This window comes from Kribbella solani, assembly GCF_014205295.1.
Lineage (GTDB): Bacteria > Actinomycetota > Actinomycetes > Propionibacteriales > Kribbellaceae > Kribbella > Kribbella solani.
This window is the reverse complement of record NZ_JACHNF010000001.1, coordinates 5,672,294-5,691,928: the sequence shown is the minus strand read 5'-3', so window position 1 is coordinate 5,691,928 and position 19,635 is coordinate 5,672,294. Positions and strand designations below refer to the sequence as shown.

Below are 19,635 nucleotides of genomic sequence, written 5' to 3'. Positions count from 1 at the left end.
ATGGGGCGTGGGTAGCGTCGGCGGTCGTGTGGTCGGGAGACTGCAGAGAGTTACTACTCGGGAGGAAAATGATGCGGAAACTTGCGGCACTGTTGGCCGGCCTCATGGTTGCGGCGGGTGGGGTGTACGCGTTGGCGGGCCCGGCGCAGGCGGATGACTGTGGTGGGACGTACACGATCGTGGTCGGCGGTACGGGTGACAACGACTCGAACGCGCCGTACTGGAGTGGGAACATCAGCCAGCGGGTCGGGTACCCAGCGCAGCCGATCGGGGTGAATGCCCGGCAGGGAGTGAACGAGCTGAACCGGCTGATCCGGGATCATCGCAACGCGTGCCCGGGGCAGCATGTGAAGGCGGTCGGGTTCTCGCTCGGTGCCGCGGTCGTGCACACCTGGGTGACGGAGAACTGGGAGACGTTCGACAACGTCAACGCGGTGCTGATCGCGGATCCGAAGCGTGCCGCGGGCCCGGGCAACGCCGGTGCCGCCGCGCACCCGCTGGTTGCTCCGGTGGTGGGCGCCCCGCTGGCCGGCGCCGACAACTTCTTCGGCGACGTGCCGGTACTGACGCTGTGCACCAACGACATCATCTGTGACATCAACGCCAGCTCCGGCCTCCCCGGTTACCTGTGGGAAGGCAAGCACGGCAACTACAACTTCAACGTCGACGTGTACACCGATGACGCCCGCGGCCAATGGTTCAACGGGGTTTACATCCCCTGATTCCGTAGGCTTGCTCCTCGTGGATGGCGATCGGGTTCAGGCAAAGCATCCGGCGGACACGTTGCTGGACGATGGTCGGGCCCAGCTCGACGCGTTCGTCGAGGACTATCGGCGAACGATCGAGGCGACTCTCGACGGTCTCAGCGAGGAGCAGGCCCGCCGGCGGCTGGTGCCGTCGGCGACGACGTTGCTCGGGTTGCTGAAGCACGTCACGTGGATGCAGCGGGTGTGGTTCGAGGAGTGCGTCGGCGGCAGGTCGCGGCGGGAGCTCGGTCTGGTGCAGAGTCCGGATGCGTCCTTCAAGCTCGCTGCCGGTGACACCATCGCCTCGGTCACGGCCGCCTTCCGGGAGACCTGCGCGACCGCTCGGGCAGCGGTCGCGGACCTGCCCCTCGACGCGGTCGTGACCGGTCATCGTGGCGGGCCGCGCACCCTGCACTGGGTGTACCTCCAGGTGCTCCGCGAGCTCGCCCATCACTGCGGTCACGCCGATATCCTCCGCGAACAGATCCTCGTCGACTGATCAGCGTTCGATCAGGCCGCCGGCGGTCACCGGTGGCACGTGGCCGCTCGGCGGGCGGGTCGTACCGAGCGCGACGCCGATGTCGACGAGGCCTGCCCGGCGCAGCGTTTCGACGTCCGCGATCGGTGTCCAGACCGATTCCGCGGTCTCCCCGTTCGGCTCCGGGCGGTGGGTGCCGCCGGTGATGCGGACGGCGTAGAAGATTCCGATGTTCTGGTGGTCCACCTTGCCTCGTACGCGGCGCAGCGCGGCCGGGATCACCCGCGAGTCGACGCCGATCAGCTCTTCGACGACGCACTCGTACCCGGTTTCCTCGGCGACTTCGCGGACCACGGCGTCGTACGGGTCCTCGCCCGGCTCGACTCCCCCACCCGGCAGCGTCCACCAGGACCCGTCCCCGTGGGGCGAAACGTACCGCGCGAGCAGCACCCGCTCACCGTCGATACATACGGCGTACGCCGCGACTCGTCTGCTCATCAACGGACCCTAACCCGGACCGGATGGGAATGGTTCGCCCCTACGTCAGGTTGGGTCCGGTATGAGTCTTGAGATCGGAGTCATCCTGCCGACCTCGTCGCCCCAGCCGGGGCAGGCGATTCTCGGTGACGTACGTGAGAGTGCCCGGCACGCCGAGGAGCTCGGGCTGGATTCGGTCTGGTCGACGGATCATCTGATCGCCGGCGCACCGATGCTCGACAGTTCGGTCGTACTGGCGACGGCCGCGGCCGTGACGGAGCGGATCACCGTCGGCTACAACGTGATGCTGCTGGCCCTGCGGCCGGTCGCCTGGGCGGCCAAGCAGATCAACACCCTGCAGCTCGTATCGAACAACCGCCTGGTGATCGGCGTCGGCACCGGCAACCCGGCGCATGGTGACATCGGCTGGCGCGCGGCCGGTGTCGAGTTCACCGATCGCGGCCGGCTGACCGACGAGGCGCTCGCCGTGCTGCCGGATCTGATCGCCGGGAAGTCGGCTTCGCTGGACGCGGACCTCGAGGTGACGCTGTCCCCCGGCGCGCCGGTGCCGCCGATCTTCATCGCCGGAACCGGGGCGCGGGCGCATCGCCGCGCGGCGCGGTTCGGCGACGGCTGGGCGACGATCGCGATGACGCCGGAGGAGGTCCGAACCAACCTGGCGCGCATCAACGAGCTCGCCGACGGAAAGACGCTCAAGGCAACAGTCATCGCCCCGCAGCTGGACGGGAACGCGGCAGAGCAGCTCGCCGCGTACGAGGAAGCGGGCGCCGAACGCGTCATCCTCCCGCCCACCGGCGACTGGCGCCGCGACTACGAGAACGCCGCCGCGCTGAAATCCTGAGTGGACTGCTGAAGGCAGGATCGAATGGACCTGTCCCCGAGCGCGTACGGAGGACAGGCTGTTGCTGAACGCAACAGGTGAGGATGTGGATGATGTACGTACCCGCGCACTTCGCCGCCGATGACCGCGAGCTGCAGGAACTGCTGGCGAGTCATGGTGCGGCGGATCTGGTCACGATGACGCCGGCCGGCTTGCTGGCAACGATGCTGCCGTTCGTCCACGATCCTGAACGAAATGTTCTGCGCGGTCATCTCGCGCGGAACAACGAGCAGTGGCAGCAGCCAGTGGTCGGCGACGCGCTGGTGATCATGCGCGGACCGGACGCGTACATCTCGCCGGCCTGGTACGCATCCAAGCGTGAGCACGGACGCGTGGTTCCGACCTGGAACTACATCACCGCGCACGTGTACGGAACGCTGACCGTGCACGACGATGCCGGCTGGGTGGAGGACGTGGTACGCCGACTGTCCGATCAGCACGAGGCGGGCCGGGACGAACCGTGGTCGGTGAATGACGCGCCGGCCAAGTTCATCAGTGGGCAGCTGCGCGCGATCGTCGGCGTCGAGCTGGCGATCAACCGGATCGAGGCCAAGTTCAAACTCAGCCAGAACCGGCCGGATGCGGACATCGACGGCGTGATCGAAGGCCTGCGCACGGCCGGCCAGAGCGCGACGGCCGACGCGGTCGCGCAGGCACGACCTGTGGACTAACTGTTCAGTTCGAGCGCAGCAGCAAGCAAGGTCTGGGTGTACTCGTGTTGTGGCGCGCTCAGCACCTCTGTCGCCGCGCCTTCCTCGACGAGGACGCCGCGACGCATCACCGCGATCCGGTCCGCGATCTGGTGAACCACGCCGAGGTCGTGCGAGATGAACAGCATCGACAGGTTGTGCCGTCGGCGCAGGTCGTCGAGCAGCCGAAGGATCTGCGCCTGCACCGAGACATCCAGCGCGGACACGGCCTCGTCGCAAACCAGGAGTCGTGGTTTGACCGCGAGCGCCCGCGCCAGGCTGACGCGCTGGCACTGCCCGCCGGACAACTGCCCGGCGCGCCGCGTCGCAACGGTTTCGTCCAGCCCGACATCGGCAAGGAGCTGATGCAGCGCGCCGATGCGATCCGGGCCGGGCGCAGCGGACGGATGGGTGCGCCAGGCCTCACCGATGATTGAGGCAACGGTCATCCGTGGATTGAGCGACGACCGCGGGTCCTGAAAGACCATCTGGATCGCGCGCTGCAGTTCGCCGGGCCGCCGCGTACCAGGTGGCAGCGGCGTACCGTCGTACCGGATGTCCCCAGCCTGTGGACGAACCAGGCCGACGATCGAACGGGCGACGGTAGTCTTGCCCGACCCCGACTCCCCCACCAGACCGACGGTTTCGTTGACGCCGACCGTGATACTGACCCCGTCGACAGCAACGAAGGGTTTCCGGCGTGGGCCGAACGTGACCCGGAGGTCCCTGACCTCAAGCATCGAGTACCTCCTCGGCGAAGTGACAGGCGGTCCAGCGTCCCGGGCCGATGGAACGCGGCACGGGTTGCTCCTCGCGACATCGATCCCGCGCCAACGGGCACCGTGGATGAAAGGCACAACCCGTTGGACGCGCGGCGGGCGTGGCCGGCGTACCAGGCAGTGGATGCGCGAGTGCGGACTTGGTGCGTACGGCCGGAACGCTTTGCACCAGTGCACGGGTGTACGGGTGGGCCGGCGTTCGCAGGATCGCTGCCGTCGGACCACGTTCGGCGACCCGGCCTGCGTACATCACCACCACCTGATGCGCGACATGCGCCATCACCCGGAGATCGTGACTGACCAGCAGCATCGACAATCCCGACTCCTCCTGGATCGATCGGAGCAGTCGAAGGATGCGCGCTTGAACAGTCACGTCGAGCGCGGTCGTGGGCTCATCGGCCAGCAGCAGCGAAACGCCATCGCGATCACCGCGCGCTGGCGCATGCCGCCGGAGAACTCATGTGGATAACTCGCCAACTTCGCCGCCGGTTCGGGTATGCCGGCCCGGTCCAGCAGCTCGACGACCCGGGTACGGACCGCGGCCCGGGACTGCCCCGAACGCCGCAGGATCTCGCCGACTTGGCGCCCGATCGTGTGCGTCGGGTTCAGCGCGGCCAACGGGTCCTGGAAGATCATCGCGATCTCGTCCCCGCGCAACTCCCGGCGGCGGGAAGAAGTTGCCTTGAGCAACTCCTCGTTCCGCCACCGCAACGATCCTTGGACCACGGCACCGTCCGGTAGCAGACCGATCAACGCGTTCGCGGTCATCGTCTTGCCGGAGCCGGACTCCCCGATCAACCCGACGGTCGTTGCCGCCGGGATCGCGAACGACACCTCGTCGACGATCCGGACCGGTGCAGAACGCGTAGGCAGGTCGATGCTGAGTCCGGACACGTCGAGCAACGGCTCATCCACAGGTGCGGGTGTCCGTGACGCGAAGTTGTCCACAGGTTCCTGCACAGGTGTGGGTTGTTTGGCCGGGCTCAAGAGTTGACCTGCAGGTGCGCGAAGCCGGGCAGTCCGTTCGGGTCCGGAGTGAAGCCGCTCAGCCGCTTGTTCCACGCGTACGCATACTTGACTGCCATTGGATACATGCCGACCGCGTCGTCCCAGATGATCTTCTCCGCTTCGCCGTACAGCTTGACCCGCTCCTGTTCGTCGGTGCTGCCGGCGGCCTGTGAGATCAGTTTGTCCAACGCCGGATTGCAGTACCCGTTGCGCTTCGCCGCACACGGGTAGAGCCGGCCGACCGTGTTCACGGCGTCGAGCATCGGGTTGGACAGTTGCTGGAAGTTGATGTCCCAGTTCAGCGCGAGCAGGTCCTTGGTGAAGACCGCCTGCTCCTTCTGCAGCAGGTCCACCTGGACGCCGATCTTCTGCAGATCGGAGACCACCGCCTGGTTGAACTGCTTGAACTCGTCATTCGCGAACTGCAGCCGCAGCTTCGTGCCGAAGTCGAATCCAGCCGCCGTGAGCGCCGCCTTCGCCGCGTCCGGGTCGTACGTCACGGGCGTCTGCGCTACGTAGCCAAGGGTCTGCTTCGACACCACCGAGTCGGACAGCGAACCGGTCTGTGGATAAAGCTTCTTGATGATCGTCGCGAAGTCGACGGCCTGCCAAAGCGCCCGGCGTACGGCGGCGTCCTTCAACGCGGGCGTCGACGAGTTGAACCACATCGTGTACACGGCCGAGCTCTGGATGACCTCGACGTTCAGCGTGGAGTCCTGCTGTACTTCGGGAAGCTGGTCGTCCGGGATGCCCCAGACCACGTCGGCCTCACCGGTACGCAACGCGGTCAACCGCGCGGCGAGCTCAGGCATCTTCTTGATCGTCACCTTGGTGACCTTCGGGGCGCCGGCGTAGTACTGCGGGTTCGGTACCAGGACGATCTCGTTCGGGCTGAACTTGTCCAGTTTGAACGGACCGGTCCCGACCGGCTTGTCGAAGAACGCGGTGTCGTTCGCGCCGACGCCCGCGGGCAGTACGAAGAACACCGTGAGTTTGCGCGGGACAGCGGCGTCCGGCTTCGACGCGGTGAGTACGACGGTGCCGTCGGCGGGCGACGTCATCGTGTACCCGGGGAAGTTCGCCGCGTTCGTACCCTTCAGGTCCGTGAACCGTTTGAACGAGTCGACCACGTCGGCGGCCTTCAACTCCCTGCCGTCGCTGAACTTCACGCCCTTGCGCAACGTGAACGTCCAGGTCTTCGCGGCCGGGTCGGACTTCCAGGACGTCGCCAGGTCACCCTCGACCGAACCGTCCGCCTTGGTCCGTACCAGCCGGCTGAAGAGCTGCTGCTCGACCATCTGTGGTCCGGTGCCACCACCCTGTGGACCGCCGGGATCGATGCTGTCGACCGGGTAGGTGCCGGCGATCACGACCTCGCCACCACCGGAACCCGAGCCGCCGCCGGTGGCGGCGCCGGAACATGCGGTCAGGGCCATGGCGGCACCGGCCGCAAGGGCCAGTGCGGCCCGTCGGGTCAGAGGAATCATGGTTCTCCTGCCTTTCGCGGGAGGACGGCGCGTCACTTCAGGTGTCCGCGTCCGTAGCGGGCGGTGAGCTGGTCACCGAGGATTCCGATGTTGACGATCAACAGCGACAGGGCGATCCCCGGCAGCGCCGAGATCCACCACGCGCTCGCCAGGTATTGCTTGCCGTTGGCAATGGTTTGACCCCAGGAAACCGCCGACGGCGGCAGCCCGATACCGAGGAAGCTGAGGCCGGCCTCGGCGAGTACGACGAGGGCGAACTCGAGGGTGGCGAGCGCGACCACCGGACCGATCGTGAACGGTGCCACGTGCCGGAGCAGGATCGCCCGGCGGCGCACACCGAGCACCCGGGCGGCGTCCACCCAGGCCCGTTCGCGCAGCGACAGCGCGACGCTGCGAGTGACCCGGGCGAACGAGATCCACGCGGTCGCGGCCAGCGCGATCACCACCACCGGTACGCTCCGCTCGAACGCGCCGGCGATCACGATCGTCAGCAGGATGGCCGGGAACGCCATCAGGATGTCGATGCCACGGGCAAGGAACGTGTCCAGCCGGCCACGGAAGTACCCGGCGACCGTACCGATGGTGACACCAATGATGCAGGACACCACGACGGTGGCGATACCGATCAGGATCGACGTTCGCGCGCCGTACACGACCTGGGCGAATACGTCGCGGCCGAGACCGTCCGTCCCCAGCCAGGCGGTGCCGCCTGTGGACAACTCGGCGCCAGGCTTGAGCATGCGGTCGTCCAGCGACGTACTGATCGGGTTGTAGTCGATCACCAACGGTCCGAGCCCCGCGACCAGGGCGTAGATCGTCAGCACGACGTAGGGGATCCGGCCGAACCAGGTACCGATCCGGCGAACGGCGAGTGGACGCGTCGCAGCGAGCGTGGCCATCAGCTGCCCTCCAGGCGGATCCGCGGATCGAGCTGTGAATAGACGAGGTCGGCGGCCAGGTTGAACAGCATCACCACCCCGGCGATCACGAACGTCGCCGCCTGGACCACCTCGTAGTCGCGGTTGGTGACCGAATCGACGACCAGCGAGCCGAGCCCTGGCCAGGCGAACACGTTCTCGACGATCACCGCGCCGCCCATCAGACCGCCCATGTGCAGACCGACGATGGTCACGACCGGAAGCAGCGAATTGCGGAGCGCGTGGCCAAGCAGTACCTGACGATCGGTGAGGCCCTTCGACTTCGCGGTCTGGATGTACGGTTCGCGCAGCGTCTCGACCACACTGGTCCGGGTCAGGCGCGCGACGATCGCGGTGAACGGTAACGCCATGGTGATCGTCGGCAGGATCAGATGTTGCGGCGTACCCGATCCCGCGCTTGGCAGCAGTCGTAGCGCGAGCGCGAAGACCAGGATCAGCATGATGCCGATCCAGAACGTCGGGAACGACTGCAATGCGATCGCGGCGGCTGACACGACTCGATCGACCACACTGCCTGGTCGGCCGCCGGCCAGGAGGCCGAGGAGCAGACCGAGTACGACAGCGATCAGTGTGGACGCCAGCATGAGTTCGGCGGTCACGGACAGCCGATCGAGTACTTCGGTCATCGCTGGATGCCCTAGCCGGTACGAGTCGCCGAAGTCGAGGCGTACGACGTGCGCGAGGTAGTCGACGTACTGCACGGCCAGTGGGCGTTCCAGACCGAGTGAAGCGCTCAGCTCCTTGATCTGGTCCTGGGTCGCATCCGGACCGAGCAGGATCGAGACGGGATCGCCTGGTGCGACCCGGACGATCAGGAAGATCAGCGACGCCGCGCCCCACATCACCAGGACGCCGATCAGCAGTCGCTTGACCACAACGCGGATCATGAAAACTCCTTGGGAGGTCCAACGGTCGCACCGACCGCGAAGCAGCACTCGACGCTCTCGCTCAGCCCACCCGAGCGCAGCGCACCCTCGTCCAGCGCACCCTCGTCGGGCGCACCCGAGTTCGGTGCACTCGCGTCCGGTGCTTCGAGTTGCCGGACGAGCAGTGCCGTCGCCCGTTGCCCCATCTGTTCGCGCGGAACGATCAGCCCGGTCCACGGCGTACCGTCCTGCCGCGCGCCGGTCGAATCGCCAAGCACCACGACACTCAGGTCATCCGGTACGGACAAACCGCGCCGCCTGGTACACGACAACAACTCCTCCGCGAGCAGCTGCTGTTCGGCCAGCACCGCGGTGACTCCGGCGCGCTGGAGCTCCTCGAACAACCCATCCACCTCGGCGACCGAGTCCAGCGTCCAGACCGGACCGGTGAGATGCCGGGAGGGCGTTGCCCGGCGGAACCCCTGCTCGCGATCCCGGCTCGGTTGAGCGACACCATTGCCGATCCGCGCGTACGCGACCCGCTGGTGCCCGAGCTGGAACAGCCGCTCGGTGAGCTGCCGCGTAGCACCCGCGTAGTCGGCGGCCACGTACGAGACCGGTGGACCGGCTACCTCACGGTGGCCCACGTACACGAAGGGAAAACCGGAGTCGCGGAGTTGCTCGATCTCCTCGACATTGGGGTCGCGGCCGAGCAGCAGCGCGCCGTCCGCGTGCCAGAGCCGGGTCGAGCCGTCGCGGAAGATCTGCCGTTCGCCGCCGGCGCTGGTGAACAGCAGCAGGTCGTAGCCGAGGTCCGCCGCCTCCTGCTCCATGCCGAGCAGGAACGGGAAGTAGAAGTCCACGCCGCTGGTCGGGAACACCGGCTCGAACGTGTAGACGCCGATGATCTTGTTCCGCCCGCCGGCCAGCGAACGGGCCGACGCGTTCGCGACGTACCCCCACTCGCGCATCACGGTCAGCACCCGCTCGCGGGTCGCCGGACTGATCCGTACCCCCGCGTCGCGCTCGTTGAGCACCAGCGAGACGGTCGCCTGACTGACCCCGGCGAGCCGCGCGATATCAGCCTGCGTGGGTCGCTTTGCCGGGCTGCGACGCATCCGGTCACCTTTCCTGCTAATACGCCCTACCACTACGGTTCCGGAAGTTTCGCCAGCGCTTCACGCAGGTGTCAACAGTTCACTCCGATTAGCTGGGTATTAGCAGCTAATCCCCATTAGCATTGGGGTTCTCGACCGGACTCCGATCCGCCACGGCTCGCATTGACGACAGCCGGGGTCGAGATTCAAACTCATGTTTCAATGAGGCTGAGACGATCTCGCCCGGGCACGCCGCGTGACGATATGCCGGGTCCGAGCCGAGGGAGGTGACGTGGCAACCGAGGACGAGATCTTGAATGAAGCGCGTGCGGCCATGGTGCGTGTCGTCCGGGCGATGATGCGGTTCATGGACCGGATTTCCAAGTCCAAGGGGCAGGAGTTCCGGGACTTGGTGGATCGGAACGCGCGTACGGATCGCAACGGGAAGGTGGACTCCCAGCGTCCGAGTCTGACCGCGGCGATCGACCGCGGCGGCAGCGACACCGAGATCGCCGCCCGGATCACCGAGAGCTACGGTCCCGCGTGGACCGCCCGGGCGGTCAACGCCTTCCGCGAGGTGGACAACCCGCAAGGCATGTTCGCGGACGACGCCGTGGTGGCCGCGACGAACGAGTACACGAGCCACCAGCCCGTACTCAGAGCCATCGCAGCCGATCGAGCCCGGGCTCTTCAACTTGCGCGCGACGCAGAGAACGTCACCCGCCAAGCCGTACTCAACACCCCAACGTCACCCCAAGTGCCAGCTCAGCCCCAGCCGACACCGCCCACGAGCACCCCGCCCCAGCCGACCCCTCCACCGCGCCAAGCACCTCCCACGGTCACGCCACCGCAGGCGGCGCCCCCGCCGCGATCGCCGGCCTTCGTCCAGCCGTTCAACCCGGCAGCCGCCGCAACAAACCAAACCCCTGGCGCCACCCCAACACCGGCGACCCCAACACCGGCGGCGCGGCCAGCTACCCCGGCACCGGCACCAGCGCCAGCACCGACGCCAGCACCGACGCCGACACCAGCGGTGCGGCCAGCTGCAGCCCCGGCACCGGGGGCTCAGCCGATGAGCCCGGTCAACCCGGCGCCAGCGACCGCAAACCAGTCCCCATCAGCGGCAAGTCGGCCCGCGCCGCCCGCGCCGGCCAACCCGCCCCGCCCGGTCAATCCGCCTGGCCCGGCCAACCAGAGTGGCCCGGCCAACCAGAGTGGGCCGTCCAACGCGACTGGCCCGGAACGGTTCATGCCGATGCTGCGGGCAACCTACGGTCCGGGGGTAAACCCCGACGTGTTGCGGCAGGAAGCCGAGCGCCTAGACCGCCTCAGCTCCGTCGAAATGGGCGGTTCAAGCGGATTCACCGATGATCGGCGGTACAGCGGGAGTCTGTACTCGGAGTACCTTTCTGCCCTCGACCCGGAGGAGGAGGCCGAAGAGCGCCCAGCGGTCCCTCCAGGCGCGCAGCCCCGAGCACAAGAGCCACAAGCGCAGCAACCCGGAGCCCAACCAGGCGCAGGACAGCCCGGTCCGGCCCAGCGACCCCAACCCCCCGGTTACTCCTCATCCGCACCGCAACAAGGCGAGGGTGGCAGTGGGCGCCTGCCGACCAGTCGTATCCACGTGGCGGAACCCGGCCCGGTAACGCTTGACGCCCGATTGCTCGGCTCGGCCGGGCGGGTCCATGTCCGGGCCGACCCGAACTGCACCGAAGCGCAGATCACGATCAGTACCTACGCTACCCGCGGCCCGGCGTACGACGCCGTACGGAATGCCCAGCTGACCCAGGACTCGGGCCGAATCTTGGCCGAGGTAGACGTTCAGGCGGCCAGCGGGAGGACGGTCCGCAACGTCAGGGGTACGTACCAGCGGGGCATCCAGAACAATGTCGGCGGCACTGACTTCGGTGGCAGGGTCTTCGAGGGTGACTTTGTCGTGGGCAATGACATGGGCGTGAGCAGTCACACGGTCAGGGACATCCAGAACAACTACGTCGGCAATACGTTCGGCGGTGACAGAGTCGACCGAGGCATGAGATCGAGCGGCGGCGCCCGACGAGTGATCATTGGAGATCTGCACATAGGCCCTGACGGGCAGGAGACGGTCTATGCCAATGGCAGATCGTACTCAATGGACGAGCTGGAGACCATGGCGGCCAACGGCGACCCCAACAGCCCTCTTCAATACATCTCAAATGACCCGGCCGCCGGCGGCAACATGTTCGTCACCGGGGACGGCAACTCGAGATTTGCCTACAACTACTACGGCGCCGGCGACGACGGTGGCATAGTCCACCGCGGCTCTACCCCGGAGATCGAGATCCATGCCGTCGTGCCGGAAGGTAGCTCGGTTGACTGCAGGACTACCTCGGCCGCGCTCGTGACGGAGGGCAAAGTAGATACCGTCAGGGTCCACACCGCCTCCGGCTCGGTCGACGTCACCAGCGCCGGGACCGTAGAGGCGAACACCTGGAGTGGTCAGGTGACCGTGGATGGTGCCGATACGGTCAAGGCGACGACCGACAGTGGGCAGGTCTACATCAAGAACGCGGAGCGTGCCACGGGCACAACCGACAGCGGGCAGGTCTACATCAAGAACGCGGAGCGTGCCACGGGGACAACCATTTCCGGAGACATCACCATCGTGGCCTCGAAAGACGCGAAAGGGGCCTCGGAAAGCGGGCGTGTCGAGATCAGGAACTCGGAGACCGCCAACGGGAAGTCCAGCTCCGGAGATGTCAGCATCGTGAGTTCCAAGCATGCGACAGGGATTTCGACAGACGGGAGGGTCGACATCGACGACGTCCAGGGCTGGTCCGAAGCGAGGTCGTCGACGGGCAACGTCAGGGTCTCTGCGAGCACAGGTGGAGAGGTGCGAGCCAGTTCGACCACTGGCTCGGTCAGCGTGAACGCGCTCCCAGCCGCCGTCGATGAGGGGTTGAAGGTGAAGGCGGAGGGGCCTCCAGGGCGGGTGCGGATCCCGGCGGGGGCGAATACGCAGCAAACCGCGGCCTCGTCCAGCGGGGAGCGGGACTTCAAGGCTTCGGAGCGCTCTGGGCCGGGGCGGGAATCCGGGAGTGGGCGGGACTGAGTGTCGGCCGGTCAGAGGAGGCCGAGTTCGAAGGCTTCGGCGACGGCCTGGAGGAGTTCGTCGGGTGGGGCGTCCTTCAGCAGGTACCCGGTGTCGTCGGCTTCGATCGCCGGTACGACGTAGCCGTGCGCACGCGACGTACTGTCAAGCTGCCGTTTCCGACAGGCAGTCGCGCAGGGGCCGAGAGCTCGTTCCGATCCGCGCGGTACGCGGCTGATCCCCGTTTGGCTTTGGGGTTCACGACCGAATGCCGGTCCGGTCCGGCCGACGTTGACGACACGCCGGGCCGTGATGAAACTGGTGTTTGAGCTGGGCTGGGGGCGAACCGCTCGCCGGGTACGCTGCGTGACGGTATGCCGAGTTTGAGCCGAGTGAGGTGACGTGGCGCTGGAGGAAGAGGTCCTCACGCAAGCGCGTGAGCAACTGGTGCGCGTCCTCCGCGCGATGATGCGGTTCATGGACCGGATCTCCAAGTCCAAGGGCCAGGAGTTCCGGGACTTGGTGGATCGGAACGCGCGTACGGACCGCAACGGGAAGGTGGACTCCCAGCGCCCGAGTCTGACCGCGGAGATCGATCGCGGCGGCAGCCCCGCCGAAATCTCGGGCCGGATCACCGCGATCCACGGCAGCGCCTGGTCCGGCCGGACGACGAACTCGTTCCGCCAGATACGCGACCCGCAGGGCATGTTCGGTGATCCACAAGTGATCGCCGCGACAAACGCATACCAGAGCTACCAGCCCGCCCTCCGAGCCATCGCCGCCGATCGAAACCGACTACTCCAACTAGCTCGCCAGACCGAGGACATCGCCCGCCAAACCCTCCTCGCCTCCCAAGCAGCAACCCCGCGCCAGGCGCCCCCGTTCGTACAGCCATTCAACCCGGCGGCGGCAACGAACCAGCGAGTCCAGCCGGCCCCAGGCCAGGCACCCGGGGTACCCCAGGCACCCCCGCCGCCAGGGGCCCAGCCGGCAACTCCGTTCAACCCGGCAGCCCAGACACCGGCGGCGGGCCCCGGCAACCAGGCCCCGATCGTCTCCGCGACACCGACCGTCGGTGACAGCGCGATGGCGACCGCCTACCGCAACGTGATGCAGCCCGGCCCTGCCCGGCCGAACCAACCACCGGCTCAGCAGGCGCAGTCGGTGCTTGAGCAGGTGCGGGCAGCGGTTCAGCAGGCAGACGCGGCGATCCAGGCTGCCCAAGCAAGAGCCGGCCAGGCTCCGTACCGCATGACACCGCAACCCGGCGTCGGACAATCCGCCGGTGCTCAGGCACCGGGTGCTGCGCAGTCGGTCATGTCACCTCAAGAGGCCGACGCCCGAGCAGCAGCGCAGGAGCTCCGGCAAGGAATGCAGGCAGCTGCTCAGGATCGAGCGACACAAGGCCCGGGAGGTCCAGGCCAAGGAGGTCCGCCAGGCCAGGGCGGCCCGGGGGCTCAGGCGGGCATGGGCGGCCCGGACGGGCGGGGACAGGGCGGGACCAGTCGTACGTGGACCGTGCCGGGGTCTGACCCGGTGACGCTTGACGCTCGGTTGCTGGGGGCGGGTGGGCGGGTGATTGTGGTGGCCGACCCCAACTGCACCGAGGCGCGGATCACCGTCAGCACCAGGGATACGACCGGCCCGGCAGCGGATGCCGTCCAGGACGCCGGTGTGCGTACGGGCCCCGACGGCAGAATCAAAGCCAAGGTGCAACAGGTAGGTGGTTCCGTCGAAGGCGGGACCATCAGTAGCGGGCACTACTACGGAGACGTTGTCGTGGGCAACGGGTCGATGGTCACGGTGAGCGATAGTGGACGCACGACGCACATGTCCTTTGGCAACAATACTCAAATCGTCACGGGCAGTCACGCTTCTCGTTTTGGCTACAACGTCAGCGGCGGAAACTCCATGGAGAGTCCTTCGCCGATCGACATCTACGCGGTCGTGCCGGAAGGCAGCTCGGTGGAGTGCCGGACCCACAACGCGAGCCTTGAGACGTCAGGCAAGCTGAACATCGTCGACGCGAGGACCGGTAACGGCGACGTGACGGTTGAGCAAGCCGAGACCGTCGAGGCGAAGGCCGGCAACGGCGACGTCAAGGTTGAGCAAGCCGGGACAGTCAAGGCGGACACTGGTAACGGCAACGTCGACGTCACGAACGCCAGGACAGTCAAGGCGGACACTGGTAACGGCAACATCGACGTCACGAACGCCGGGACAGTCAAGGCGAACACCGGTAACGGCAAGGTCAAGGTTGGAAAGGCCGAGAGCGTTGACGCGCATTCCGGCAACGGCGATATCGACGTTGGGAGTGCCGGCAAGGTTGAGGCGGAGACCGGCAACGGCGTAATCTGGGTCGAGCACGCGGGCACTGTCGATGCGACCTGCGGCAACGGTCACGTCCAGGTGGAGAGCGCCGGCGAGGTTGATGTGTCGACCGGCACTGCCTCCGTCGACATCCGGAACGCAGACAAGGTCGACGTGACCACAGGGGTGGGAGTTACCCGCACTACGCCCTCGTCGAGAGGAGATATCACGGTCGGCTCCACCAAGGACGCGAACCTGCACGCGAAGCTGGGCGACGTCCGGGTCACGGATCTCAACGGCAACGCGGACGTTCGGGCGCCGCAGGGGTCAGTCGATGTGCATGCGAACTCTGGTGGAACGGTGAAGGCGAGTTCGACCATGGGCAGCGTCAACGTGACCGCGAGCCAGACGGCTACTTCGCAAGGGCTGAGGGTGGACGCAGCAGGGGCTCAGGTGCAGACCCCGGCGGGGGCGAGTACGCCGCAGGCCGCGGCCTCGTCCGGTGGGGAGCGGTCGTTCACGGATCGGTCCGGGCCGGATCGGTCTGGGCCGTCGCGGCCCAGTCGGGAGTGAAGCGCCGGGGTCAGAGGAGGCCGAGTTTGAAGGCTTTGGCTACGGCTGAGGCTCGGTCGGGTGCGGTTAGTTTGGCGTAGATGTTGAGTAGGTGGGTCTTGACTGTCGCTTCGCTGATGAAGAGGTGGGCGGCGATTTCGCGGTTGGTGTTGCCGGCCGCGACGGCTTGCAGGACCTCCAGTTCGCGGGGGCTGAGGATGTCGGGGGTGGGTGGCGTACGGACGTGGTTCATCAACGTGTTCGCCACTGAGGGGGCGAGGACCGACTTGCCTTCGGCGGCTGCTTGGACGGCGCGGAGCAGGTCGTCGCGAGGGGCGTCCTTCAGCAGGTAACCGGTGGCGCCGGCTTCGATCGCGGGTACGACGTAGCCGTCGGTGTCGTAGGTGGTGAGGACGAGTACGCGCGAGGTGATGCCGCGTTCGGCGAGTTCGGTGATCGCGGTGAGGCCGTTCATGTCGGGCATCTGCAAGTCCATCAGGATCACGTCGGGGCGCAGCGTTTCGGCCATCCGTACCGCCTCGGCGCCGTCGCCGGCCTGGCCGACCACCTCGAACCCGGGCTCGGCCGCGAACATCCCGCTCAGCCCGTCGCGCACGATCGGATGATCGTCCGCAATCAGCAACCGAATCACGAGGACACCCCCGCATCCCCGGCCGCTCCGGCTACTCCCGCATCCCCGGCAACTCCCGCGTCGACGGATGCGCCCGCGTCGGCGGCTGCTCCGGAGGTTGGGATGGTTGCTGAGATCGCGGTGCCGGCGCCGGGCTCGGACTCGATTTCGAGGGTGCCGTTCAGTGCCTCGACCCGCTGCCGCATCGCGATCAGCCCGAATCCCCCGCCCGCCGACGCCGTGCTCCCGTCAGTACTCGCGGCCGGATCGAACCCGATCCCGTCGTCCCGTACGTCCAACGCGACCTTCCTCTCCAGGTACGACAACGTCACCCCCACCCGAGTAGCCTGCGCGTACTTGGCCACGTTGGCGAGTGCCTCCTGCGCGGCCCGCAGCAAGGTGGATTCTTCATCGGGCGTCAGCACCCGCGGCGTACCGGTGATGGTGAGCCGCCCGTCGATCCCGTGCACGGCGGACCAGCGGCGTACGACATCGCCGATCGCCTCGTTCAACGTGGCCGACTGCAGCGGCTGTGGACGCAACGCGTGCACCGATCGCCGTGCCTCGGTCAGGCTGTCCCGGGCGAGATCGACTGCGGTGGTGACGTGCCGGCGCCAGTCGGCGGAATGCTCCGCGGCCTGCAGTTGCGTGACGATGCCGGTCAACCCCTGCGCGAGGGTGTCGTGGATCTCGCGGGCCATCCGCTGTCGTTCGTCGATCACGCCTGCCTCCCGGGCCTGGGTCAGGAGCTGCTCGTGCAGCACCGCGTTCTCGGTCAGCGTCGCCTCGAGCCGCTGGTTGGCTTCGGTCAGCGCGTCGACCGCGTCCTGGCGTTGCCGGCTGAGCACCTCGCGACGCTGGACGAGCCAGGCCCCGAAGCACATCCCGACCACGTTCACGCCGATCGCGGCGGCGCAGCCGAGCAGGCCGAACACATCCGTCTTCGGAATGTCGTACGACTGTGCGGTCCCGGCGATCACCGCGACCGCGCCGACGCCGAGCAGTTCGAACGGCCACGGCAGCAGCATGAAGGTGTAGAAGTACCCGGCCGGGGTGAGGAACCCGAACCACGGGTCCCGGACCACGAGCACGGCCAGCAGCACCACGTACCCCGCGATGAAGATCGCCATCGCGCGGGTGTCGCTCCGTCGCGCCGGCCGCAGCGTGAACATTCCGAGGGTCCACAGCCCGACCAGCGCGCACAGCCCGAGATCGATGGTCAGCGACTCGGGCTGGTCGCGTTTGATCAGGCTCGTGACGCCGGCGAGTAGCGCCAGCAGTACGTACGGCACCACTGTCAGCCGAACCGGCCACACGCGCTCGCTCATCTAGTCAGTGAACACCGAGCGGAGGTGCTTCCCGTTCACCAGGACGGCGACACCGAGCAGCAGCAGCCCGCAGACGGCCTGCTCGCTCTTCATCCACAGCGGGAACGTACCCGGCAGGGCGATGATCACCACGACCGCGACCAGCATTGCCGCCGAGACGATCCGGAGCCGGCGGTAGGCCCCGCGGGAGCCGCGAGCGGCGCTCCGGGCGAGCAGGAAGGTCACCGTCGCCGCGGCGACCACGATGGTGCCGCGGGTCCAGACGGCGGGGTTGACGGCCGTCGCGTCGTTGCGCATCACGACGATCGCGATCAGGGTCAGCACGCTGATCGCCAGGTAGCCGGTCACCAGCAGCCGCACGCTCCGCAACGTGGCGGCGCTTCGCGGGTGCCCGAGGTTCGCGGGGGTGTTCATGGTGGTCTCCTGTCGAGGGTTCGGTTCGGTACCTCGACTGTGCCGCCGGAGCCCGGTCCGGCACATCGACCGCCCGGCCGGATCCGGCTCCACCGATCGGTTGATCGGCCGCTGATCCGGAAGGCACATGATCGTTGCCCTGAGCACCTTCCTTCCGTGTCAATTTGTGCACGGAGTGTCACAGACTGTAACGGGAGGCTTGCGGCTGCGTGCAGATGTCCGGACAGGCCTGGCGGCGGTGGGAGCGGTCGGCAGATTGTCGTTCTGGAAGTCGAGAAGGGTTCGAGGCAGCCGTCGACCACGGGAGGGTCCGGACGCGTGCTCGAGACTTATCGCGGTATCCCACACCTACTGGACAGCTGGCTCGTGCTCACCGGCATGACGCTGCCGATCGCCATCTCGTCGTTGCGCCGGCCGGGCGACCTGATCCCCCGGCTGGCCGCGTTCTGCCTGCCGGCGACCTTCGTCCTCGTCCTCGCGGCGACGCTCAGCCCGACCGGCCTGCACCTGGGTGTGGTCGGTCAGTGCGGGGCGCGGATGGCCGGCTCCGGCGGGCTGACCTCGATCCAGGCGCCGCTCAACGTGCTGCTCTTCGTCCCGTTCACCGGGATGCTGACGCTGGCCGGCAGCCGCCGGGCCGAGGCGGTCGCGGCCGGGATCGGGCTGTCAGCGTCGATCGAGGCGATCCAGGCGCTGATCCCGTCGCTCGGGCGGACCTGCCAGCTGCACGACGTGATGACGAACTCGCTCGGCGCCTTCTGCGGGGTCGGCCTCGCGGCCGGGCTGCAGACGATCGCGCACGGCCTGCTGGTCGGCGTACGCGGGCGCCGGCTGGTCACGGCGCCGTACGCGGTCGAGCACGCGGCGCTGCTCGTCGTACGCTCGAGGCGACGCCCCGCCCGGCACCGGCGTGGTACTTCGGTGGCGCCGAACCGTCGTAACGCCGCCGTGAGATATCACAGAACGAATACACAGTTATCCGGATAGTTATCCACAGCCTGTGGATAGGCCCGTGGACGACCGCGTAACTACCTGGGGATATCCACAGCTCACGGTCTGACGTCGAGCCCTAGCGCGGCCGCGACAATCATCGCCTGGGTAACGTCGATCCGCGCGTCCCGCAGTGTCACGGTCAGCGGATCGAGCGTGGACAGGTCGGAGCCGCGCAGGTCGGCGCCGGTGAAATCGGCCCGCTGCAGCGTCGCGCCGGACAGGTCGAGGTCGCGGAGCCCGGCGTTCGCGGCGCGGATGCCGGTCAGATCCGCCTCGCGGAACTTCACCCCGCTGAACTCGGTGCCTTTCAGGTTCGCCCGCGGGAGCGCGGTGAAGGACCAGTCGCCGCCGGTCACCTTGAGCAGGTTGAAGCTGCAGTCGTCGAAGTAGCTGCCGACCAGTTTGCATCGGGTGAAGGTGGTGTCGAACAGCGAGCACCGGACGAACGTGCAGTTCACGAACGCGGCGTCGGTATGCGTGGACGCGTTGAACTTGACCCCGCGGAACGTGCACTCCTCGAACACCCCGCCACGGTTCTGCACCTCGGTCAGGTCGGCGTCGACGAACAACACCCGCCGGTACGTCTGCCCGGACGGGTCCGCCTCGTCCCAGTCCCGGATTGTCGACTCGGTCGGCGCGGCCGTACGCCCTCGGTCAGCCATGGCACTCCCTCGCTCGGTGTGCACCCACCCTGCCACCCGGCGCCGACACATCACCGAGACAGTTGTGACGGCGAACGGTAGGCCCACCGACAAATAGGCACCGCACGATGGAGGAGTGACCGGAACCAAGAGGGTGTTCGAGGACTCTGTACCTACTGCGGGGCACTCGGCACGGCACCTCGGCGCTACGGCACAGAGTCCTCGAACAC

20 protein-coding genes are annotated in these 19,635 nt (G+C 67.4%); 7 read left to right on the top strand and 13 right to left on the bottom strand.

Going from position 1 to position 19,635, the window contains the following annotated elements:
• The first annotated feature begins 71 nt into the window (after nucleotides 1-71).
• Both HDA44_RS26155 and HDA44_RS26150 read left to right on the top strand, forming a co-directional pair.
• The gene (locus HDA44_RS26155) at nucleotides 72-722 is read left to right on the top strand and encodes a cutinase family protein (protein ID WP_184844266.1); all 651 of its coding nucleotides are present in this window, start codon (nucleotides 72-74) and stop codon (nucleotides 720-722) included.
• Between the two features lie 19 nt (nucleotides 723-741).
• Complete coding sequence (locus tag HDA44_RS26150) at nucleotides 742-1,245, top strand: DinB family protein (RefSeq protein ID WP_337906429.1); 504 nt, start codon at nucleotides 742-744, stop codon at nucleotides 1,243-1,245.
• On the opposite strand, the gene HDA44_RS26145 is transcribed toward HDA44_RS26150, so the two are convergent.
• Nucleotides 1,246-1,722, bottom strand: a complete 477-nt coding sequence (locus HDA44_RS26145) for an NUDIX hydrolase (protein ID WP_184838814.1) — start codon at nucleotides 1,720-1,722, stop codon at nucleotides 1,246-1,248.
• A 61-nt stretch (nucleotides 1,723-1,783) separates the two neighbouring features.
• Between HDA44_RS26145 and HDA44_RS26140 the strand changes: the two genes are divergently transcribed.
• Both HDA44_RS26140 and HDA44_RS26135 read left to right on the top strand, forming a co-directional pair.
• Nucleotides 1,784-2,563: an LLM class flavin-dependent oxidoreductase gene (locus HDA44_RS26140; protein ID WP_184838812.1), complete on the top strand. Its 780-nt coding sequence runs from the start codon at nucleotides 1,784-1,786 to the stop codon at nucleotides 2,561-2,563.
• An 89-nt stretch (nucleotides 2,564-2,652) separates the two neighbouring features.
• Nucleotides 2,653-3,273 (top strand): FMN-binding negative transcriptional regulator, encoded by a 621-nt coding sequence (locus HDA44_RS26135; RefSeq protein WP_238352551.1) that lies wholly within the window; start codon nucleotides 2,653-2,655, stop codon nucleotides 3,271-3,273.
• Here HDA44_RS26135 and HDA44_RS26130 read toward each other — a convergent pair.
• From HDA44_RS26130 to HDA44_RS38225, 8 genes are all read right to left on the bottom strand, one after another.
• Nucleotides 3,270-4,031, bottom strand: coding sequence for an ABC transporter ATP-binding protein (locus HDA44_RS26130; RefSeq protein WP_184838810.1), 762 nt, complete (start codon nucleotides 4,029-4,031; stop codon nucleotides 3,270-3,272). The two genes, HDA44_RS26135 and HDA44_RS26130, sit on opposite strands and share 4 nt — an antisense overlap.
• On the bottom strand, nucleotides 4,024-4,443 hold the full coding sequence (locus HDA44_RS36800; protein WP_202887568.1) for an ABC transporter ATP-binding protein: 420 nt from the start codon (nucleotides 4,441-4,443) through the stop codon (nucleotides 4,024-4,026). The genes HDA44_RS26130 and HDA44_RS36800 overlap by 8 nt, the downstream gene beginning before the upstream one ends.
• Nucleotides 4,440-4,985, bottom strand: a complete 546-nt coding sequence (locus tag HDA44_RS36795) for an ATP-binding cassette domain-containing protein (RefSeq protein WP_202887566.1) — start codon at nucleotides 4,983-4,985, stop codon at nucleotides 4,440-4,442. Before HDA44_RS36795 ends, HDA44_RS36800 begins: the two co-directional genes overlap by 4 nt.
• A 68-nt stretch (nucleotides 4,986-5,053) precedes the next feature.
• Nucleotides 5,054-6,565: an ABC transporter substrate-binding protein gene (locus HDA44_RS26120; RefSeq protein WP_184838808.1), complete on the bottom strand. Its 1,512-nt coding sequence runs from the start codon at nucleotides 6,563-6,565 to the stop codon at nucleotides 5,054-5,056.
• 32 nt (nucleotides 6,566-6,597) lie between these two features.
• A complete protein-coding gene (locus tag HDA44_RS26115; protein ID WP_184838806.1) occupies nucleotides 6,598-7,464 on the bottom strand; it encodes an ABC transporter permease in 867 nt (288 codons plus the stop codon).
• Entirely contained in the window at nucleotides 7,464-8,390 is a 927-nt protein-coding gene (locus HDA44_RS26110) for an ABC transporter permease (RefSeq protein WP_184838804.1), read from the bottom strand. The genes HDA44_RS26115 and HDA44_RS26110 overlap by 1 nt, the downstream gene beginning before the upstream one ends.
• Nucleotides 8,387-9,487 carry a LacI family DNA-binding transcriptional regulator gene (locus HDA44_RS26105; RefSeq protein WP_184838802.1) on the bottom strand — a complete coding sequence of 367 codons (1,101 nt, stop codon included), beginning with the start codon at nucleotides 9,485-9,487 and terminating at the stop codon, nucleotides 8,387-8,389. Before HDA44_RS26105 ends, HDA44_RS26110 begins: the two co-directional genes overlap by 4 nt.
• A 510-nt stretch (nucleotides 9,488-9,997) precedes the next feature.
• On the bottom strand, nucleotides 9,998-10,132 hold the full coding sequence (locus HDA44_RS38225) for a hypothetical protein (protein ID WP_272956435.1): 135 nt from the start codon (nucleotides 10,130-10,132) through the stop codon (nucleotides 9,998-10,000).
• Nucleotides 10,133-11,090: 958 nt separating this feature from the next.
• Here HDA44_RS38225 and HDA44_RS26100 point away from each other — a divergent pair.
• Together HDA44_RS26100 and HDA44_RS26095 are read left to right on the top strand one after the other, a co-directional pair.
• Entirely contained in the window at nucleotides 11,091-12,557 is a 1,467-nt protein-coding gene (locus HDA44_RS26100; RefSeq protein WP_184838800.1) for a DUF4097 family beta strand repeat-containing protein, read from the top strand.
• 381 nt (nucleotides 12,558-12,938) lie between these two features.
• Nucleotides 12,939-15,419: a DUF4097 family beta strand repeat-containing protein gene (locus tag HDA44_RS26095; protein WP_184838798.1), complete on the top strand. Its 2,481-nt coding sequence runs from the start codon at nucleotides 12,939-12,941 to the stop codon at nucleotides 15,417-15,419.
• Between the two features lie 10 nt (nucleotides 15,420-15,429).
• Here HDA44_RS26095 and HDA44_RS26090 read toward each other — a convergent pair whose 3' ends face one another.
• The 3 genes from HDA44_RS26090 to HDA44_RS26080 are packed head-to-tail and all read right to left on the bottom strand — an operon-like array spanning nucleotide 15,430 to nucleotide 17,771.
• Complete coding sequence (locus tag HDA44_RS26090) at nucleotides 15,430-16,050, bottom strand: response regulator (RefSeq protein WP_184838796.1); 621 nt, start codon at nucleotides 16,048-16,050, stop codon at nucleotides 15,430-15,432.
• Nucleotides 16,047-17,357, bottom strand: coding sequence for a sensor histidine kinase (locus HDA44_RS26085; protein ID WP_184838794.1), 1,311 nt, complete (start codon nucleotides 17,355-17,357; stop codon nucleotides 16,047-16,049). The genes HDA44_RS26090 and HDA44_RS26085 overlap by 4 nt, the downstream gene beginning before the upstream one ends.
• Nucleotides 17,358-17,771 (bottom strand): hypothetical protein, encoded by a 414-nt coding sequence (locus HDA44_RS26080; protein ID WP_184838792.1) that lies wholly within the window; start codon nucleotides 17,769-17,771, stop codon nucleotides 17,358-17,360. It lies immediately after the preceding gene.
• Nucleotides 17,772-18,089: 318 nt separating this feature from the next.
• On the opposite strand from HDA44_RS26080, the gene HDA44_RS37560 reads away from it, so the two are divergent.
• The gene (locus tag HDA44_RS37560; RefSeq protein WP_184838790.1) at nucleotides 18,090-18,758 is read left to right on the top strand and encodes a VanZ family protein; all 669 of its coding nucleotides are present in this window, start codon (nucleotides 18,090-18,092) and stop codon (nucleotides 18,756-18,758) included.
• 62 nt (nucleotides 18,759-18,820) lie between these two features.
• Here HDA44_RS37560 and HDA44_RS26070 read toward each other — a convergent pair whose 3' ends face one another.
• Entirely contained in the window at nucleotides 18,821-19,426 is a 606-nt protein-coding gene (locus tag HDA44_RS26070; protein ID WP_184838788.1) for a pentapeptide repeat-containing protein, read from the bottom strand.
• Nucleotides 19,427-19,635 lie beyond the last annotated feature (209 nt).

What these genes read in the sequence shown, in the direction of transcription:
- HDA44_RS26085 (WP_184838794.1), bottom strand. Translation starts at nt 17,357, where the DNA reads ATGAGCGAGCGCGTGTGGCCGGTTCGGCTGACAGTGGTGCCGTACGTA.
- HDA44_RS26070 (WP_184838788.1), bottom strand. Translation starts at nt 19,426, where the DNA reads ATGGCTGACCGAGGGCGTACGGCCGCGCCGACCGAGTCGACAATCCGG.
- HDA44_RS26130 (WP_184838810.1), bottom strand. Translation starts at nt 4,031, where the DNA reads ATGCTTGAGGTCAGGGACCTCCGGGTCACGTTCGGCCCACGCCGGAAA.
- HDA44_RS38225 (WP_272956435.1), bottom strand. Translation starts at nt 10,132, where the DNA reads ATGGCTCTGAGTACGGGCTGGTGGCTCGTGTACTCGTTCGTCGCGGCC.
- HDA44_RS26145 (WP_184838814.1), bottom strand. Translation starts at nt 1,722, where the DNA reads ATGAGCAGACGAGTCGCGGCGTACGCCGTATGTATCGACGGTGAGCGG.
- HDA44_RS26105 (WP_184838802.1), bottom strand. Translation starts at nt 9,487, where the DNA reads ATGCGTCGCAGCCCGGCAAAGCGACCCACGCAGGCTGATATCGCGCGG.
- HDA44_RS26135 (WP_238352551.1), top strand. Translation starts at nt 2,653, where the DNA reads ATGATGTACGTACCCGCGCACTTCGCCGCCGATGACCGCGAGCTGCAG.
- HDA44_RS26140 (WP_184838812.1), top strand. Translation starts at nt 1,784, where the DNA reads ATGAGTCTTGAGATCGGAGTCATCCTGCCGACCTCGTCGCCCCAGCCG.
- HDA44_RS26155 (WP_184844266.1), top strand. Translation starts at nt 72, where the DNA reads ATGCGGAAACTTGCGGCACTGTTGGCCGGCCTCATGGTTGCGGCGGGT.
- HDA44_RS26120 (WP_184838808.1), bottom strand. Translation starts at nt 6,565, where the DNA reads ATGATTCCTCTGACCCGACGGGCCGCACTGGCCCTTGCGGCCGGTGCC.
- HDA44_RS26110 (WP_184838804.1), bottom strand. Translation starts at nt 8,390, where the DNA reads ATGATCCGCGTTGTGGTCAAGCGACTGCTGATCGGCGTCCTGGTGATG.
- HDA44_RS26115 (WP_184838806.1), bottom strand. Translation starts at nt 7,464, where the DNA reads ATGGCCACGCTCGCTGCGACGCGTCCACTCGCCGTTCGCCGGATCGGT.
- HDA44_RS26080 (WP_184838792.1), bottom strand. Translation starts at nt 17,771, where the DNA reads ATGAACACCCCCGCGAACCTCGGGCACCCGCGAAGCGCCGCCACGTTG.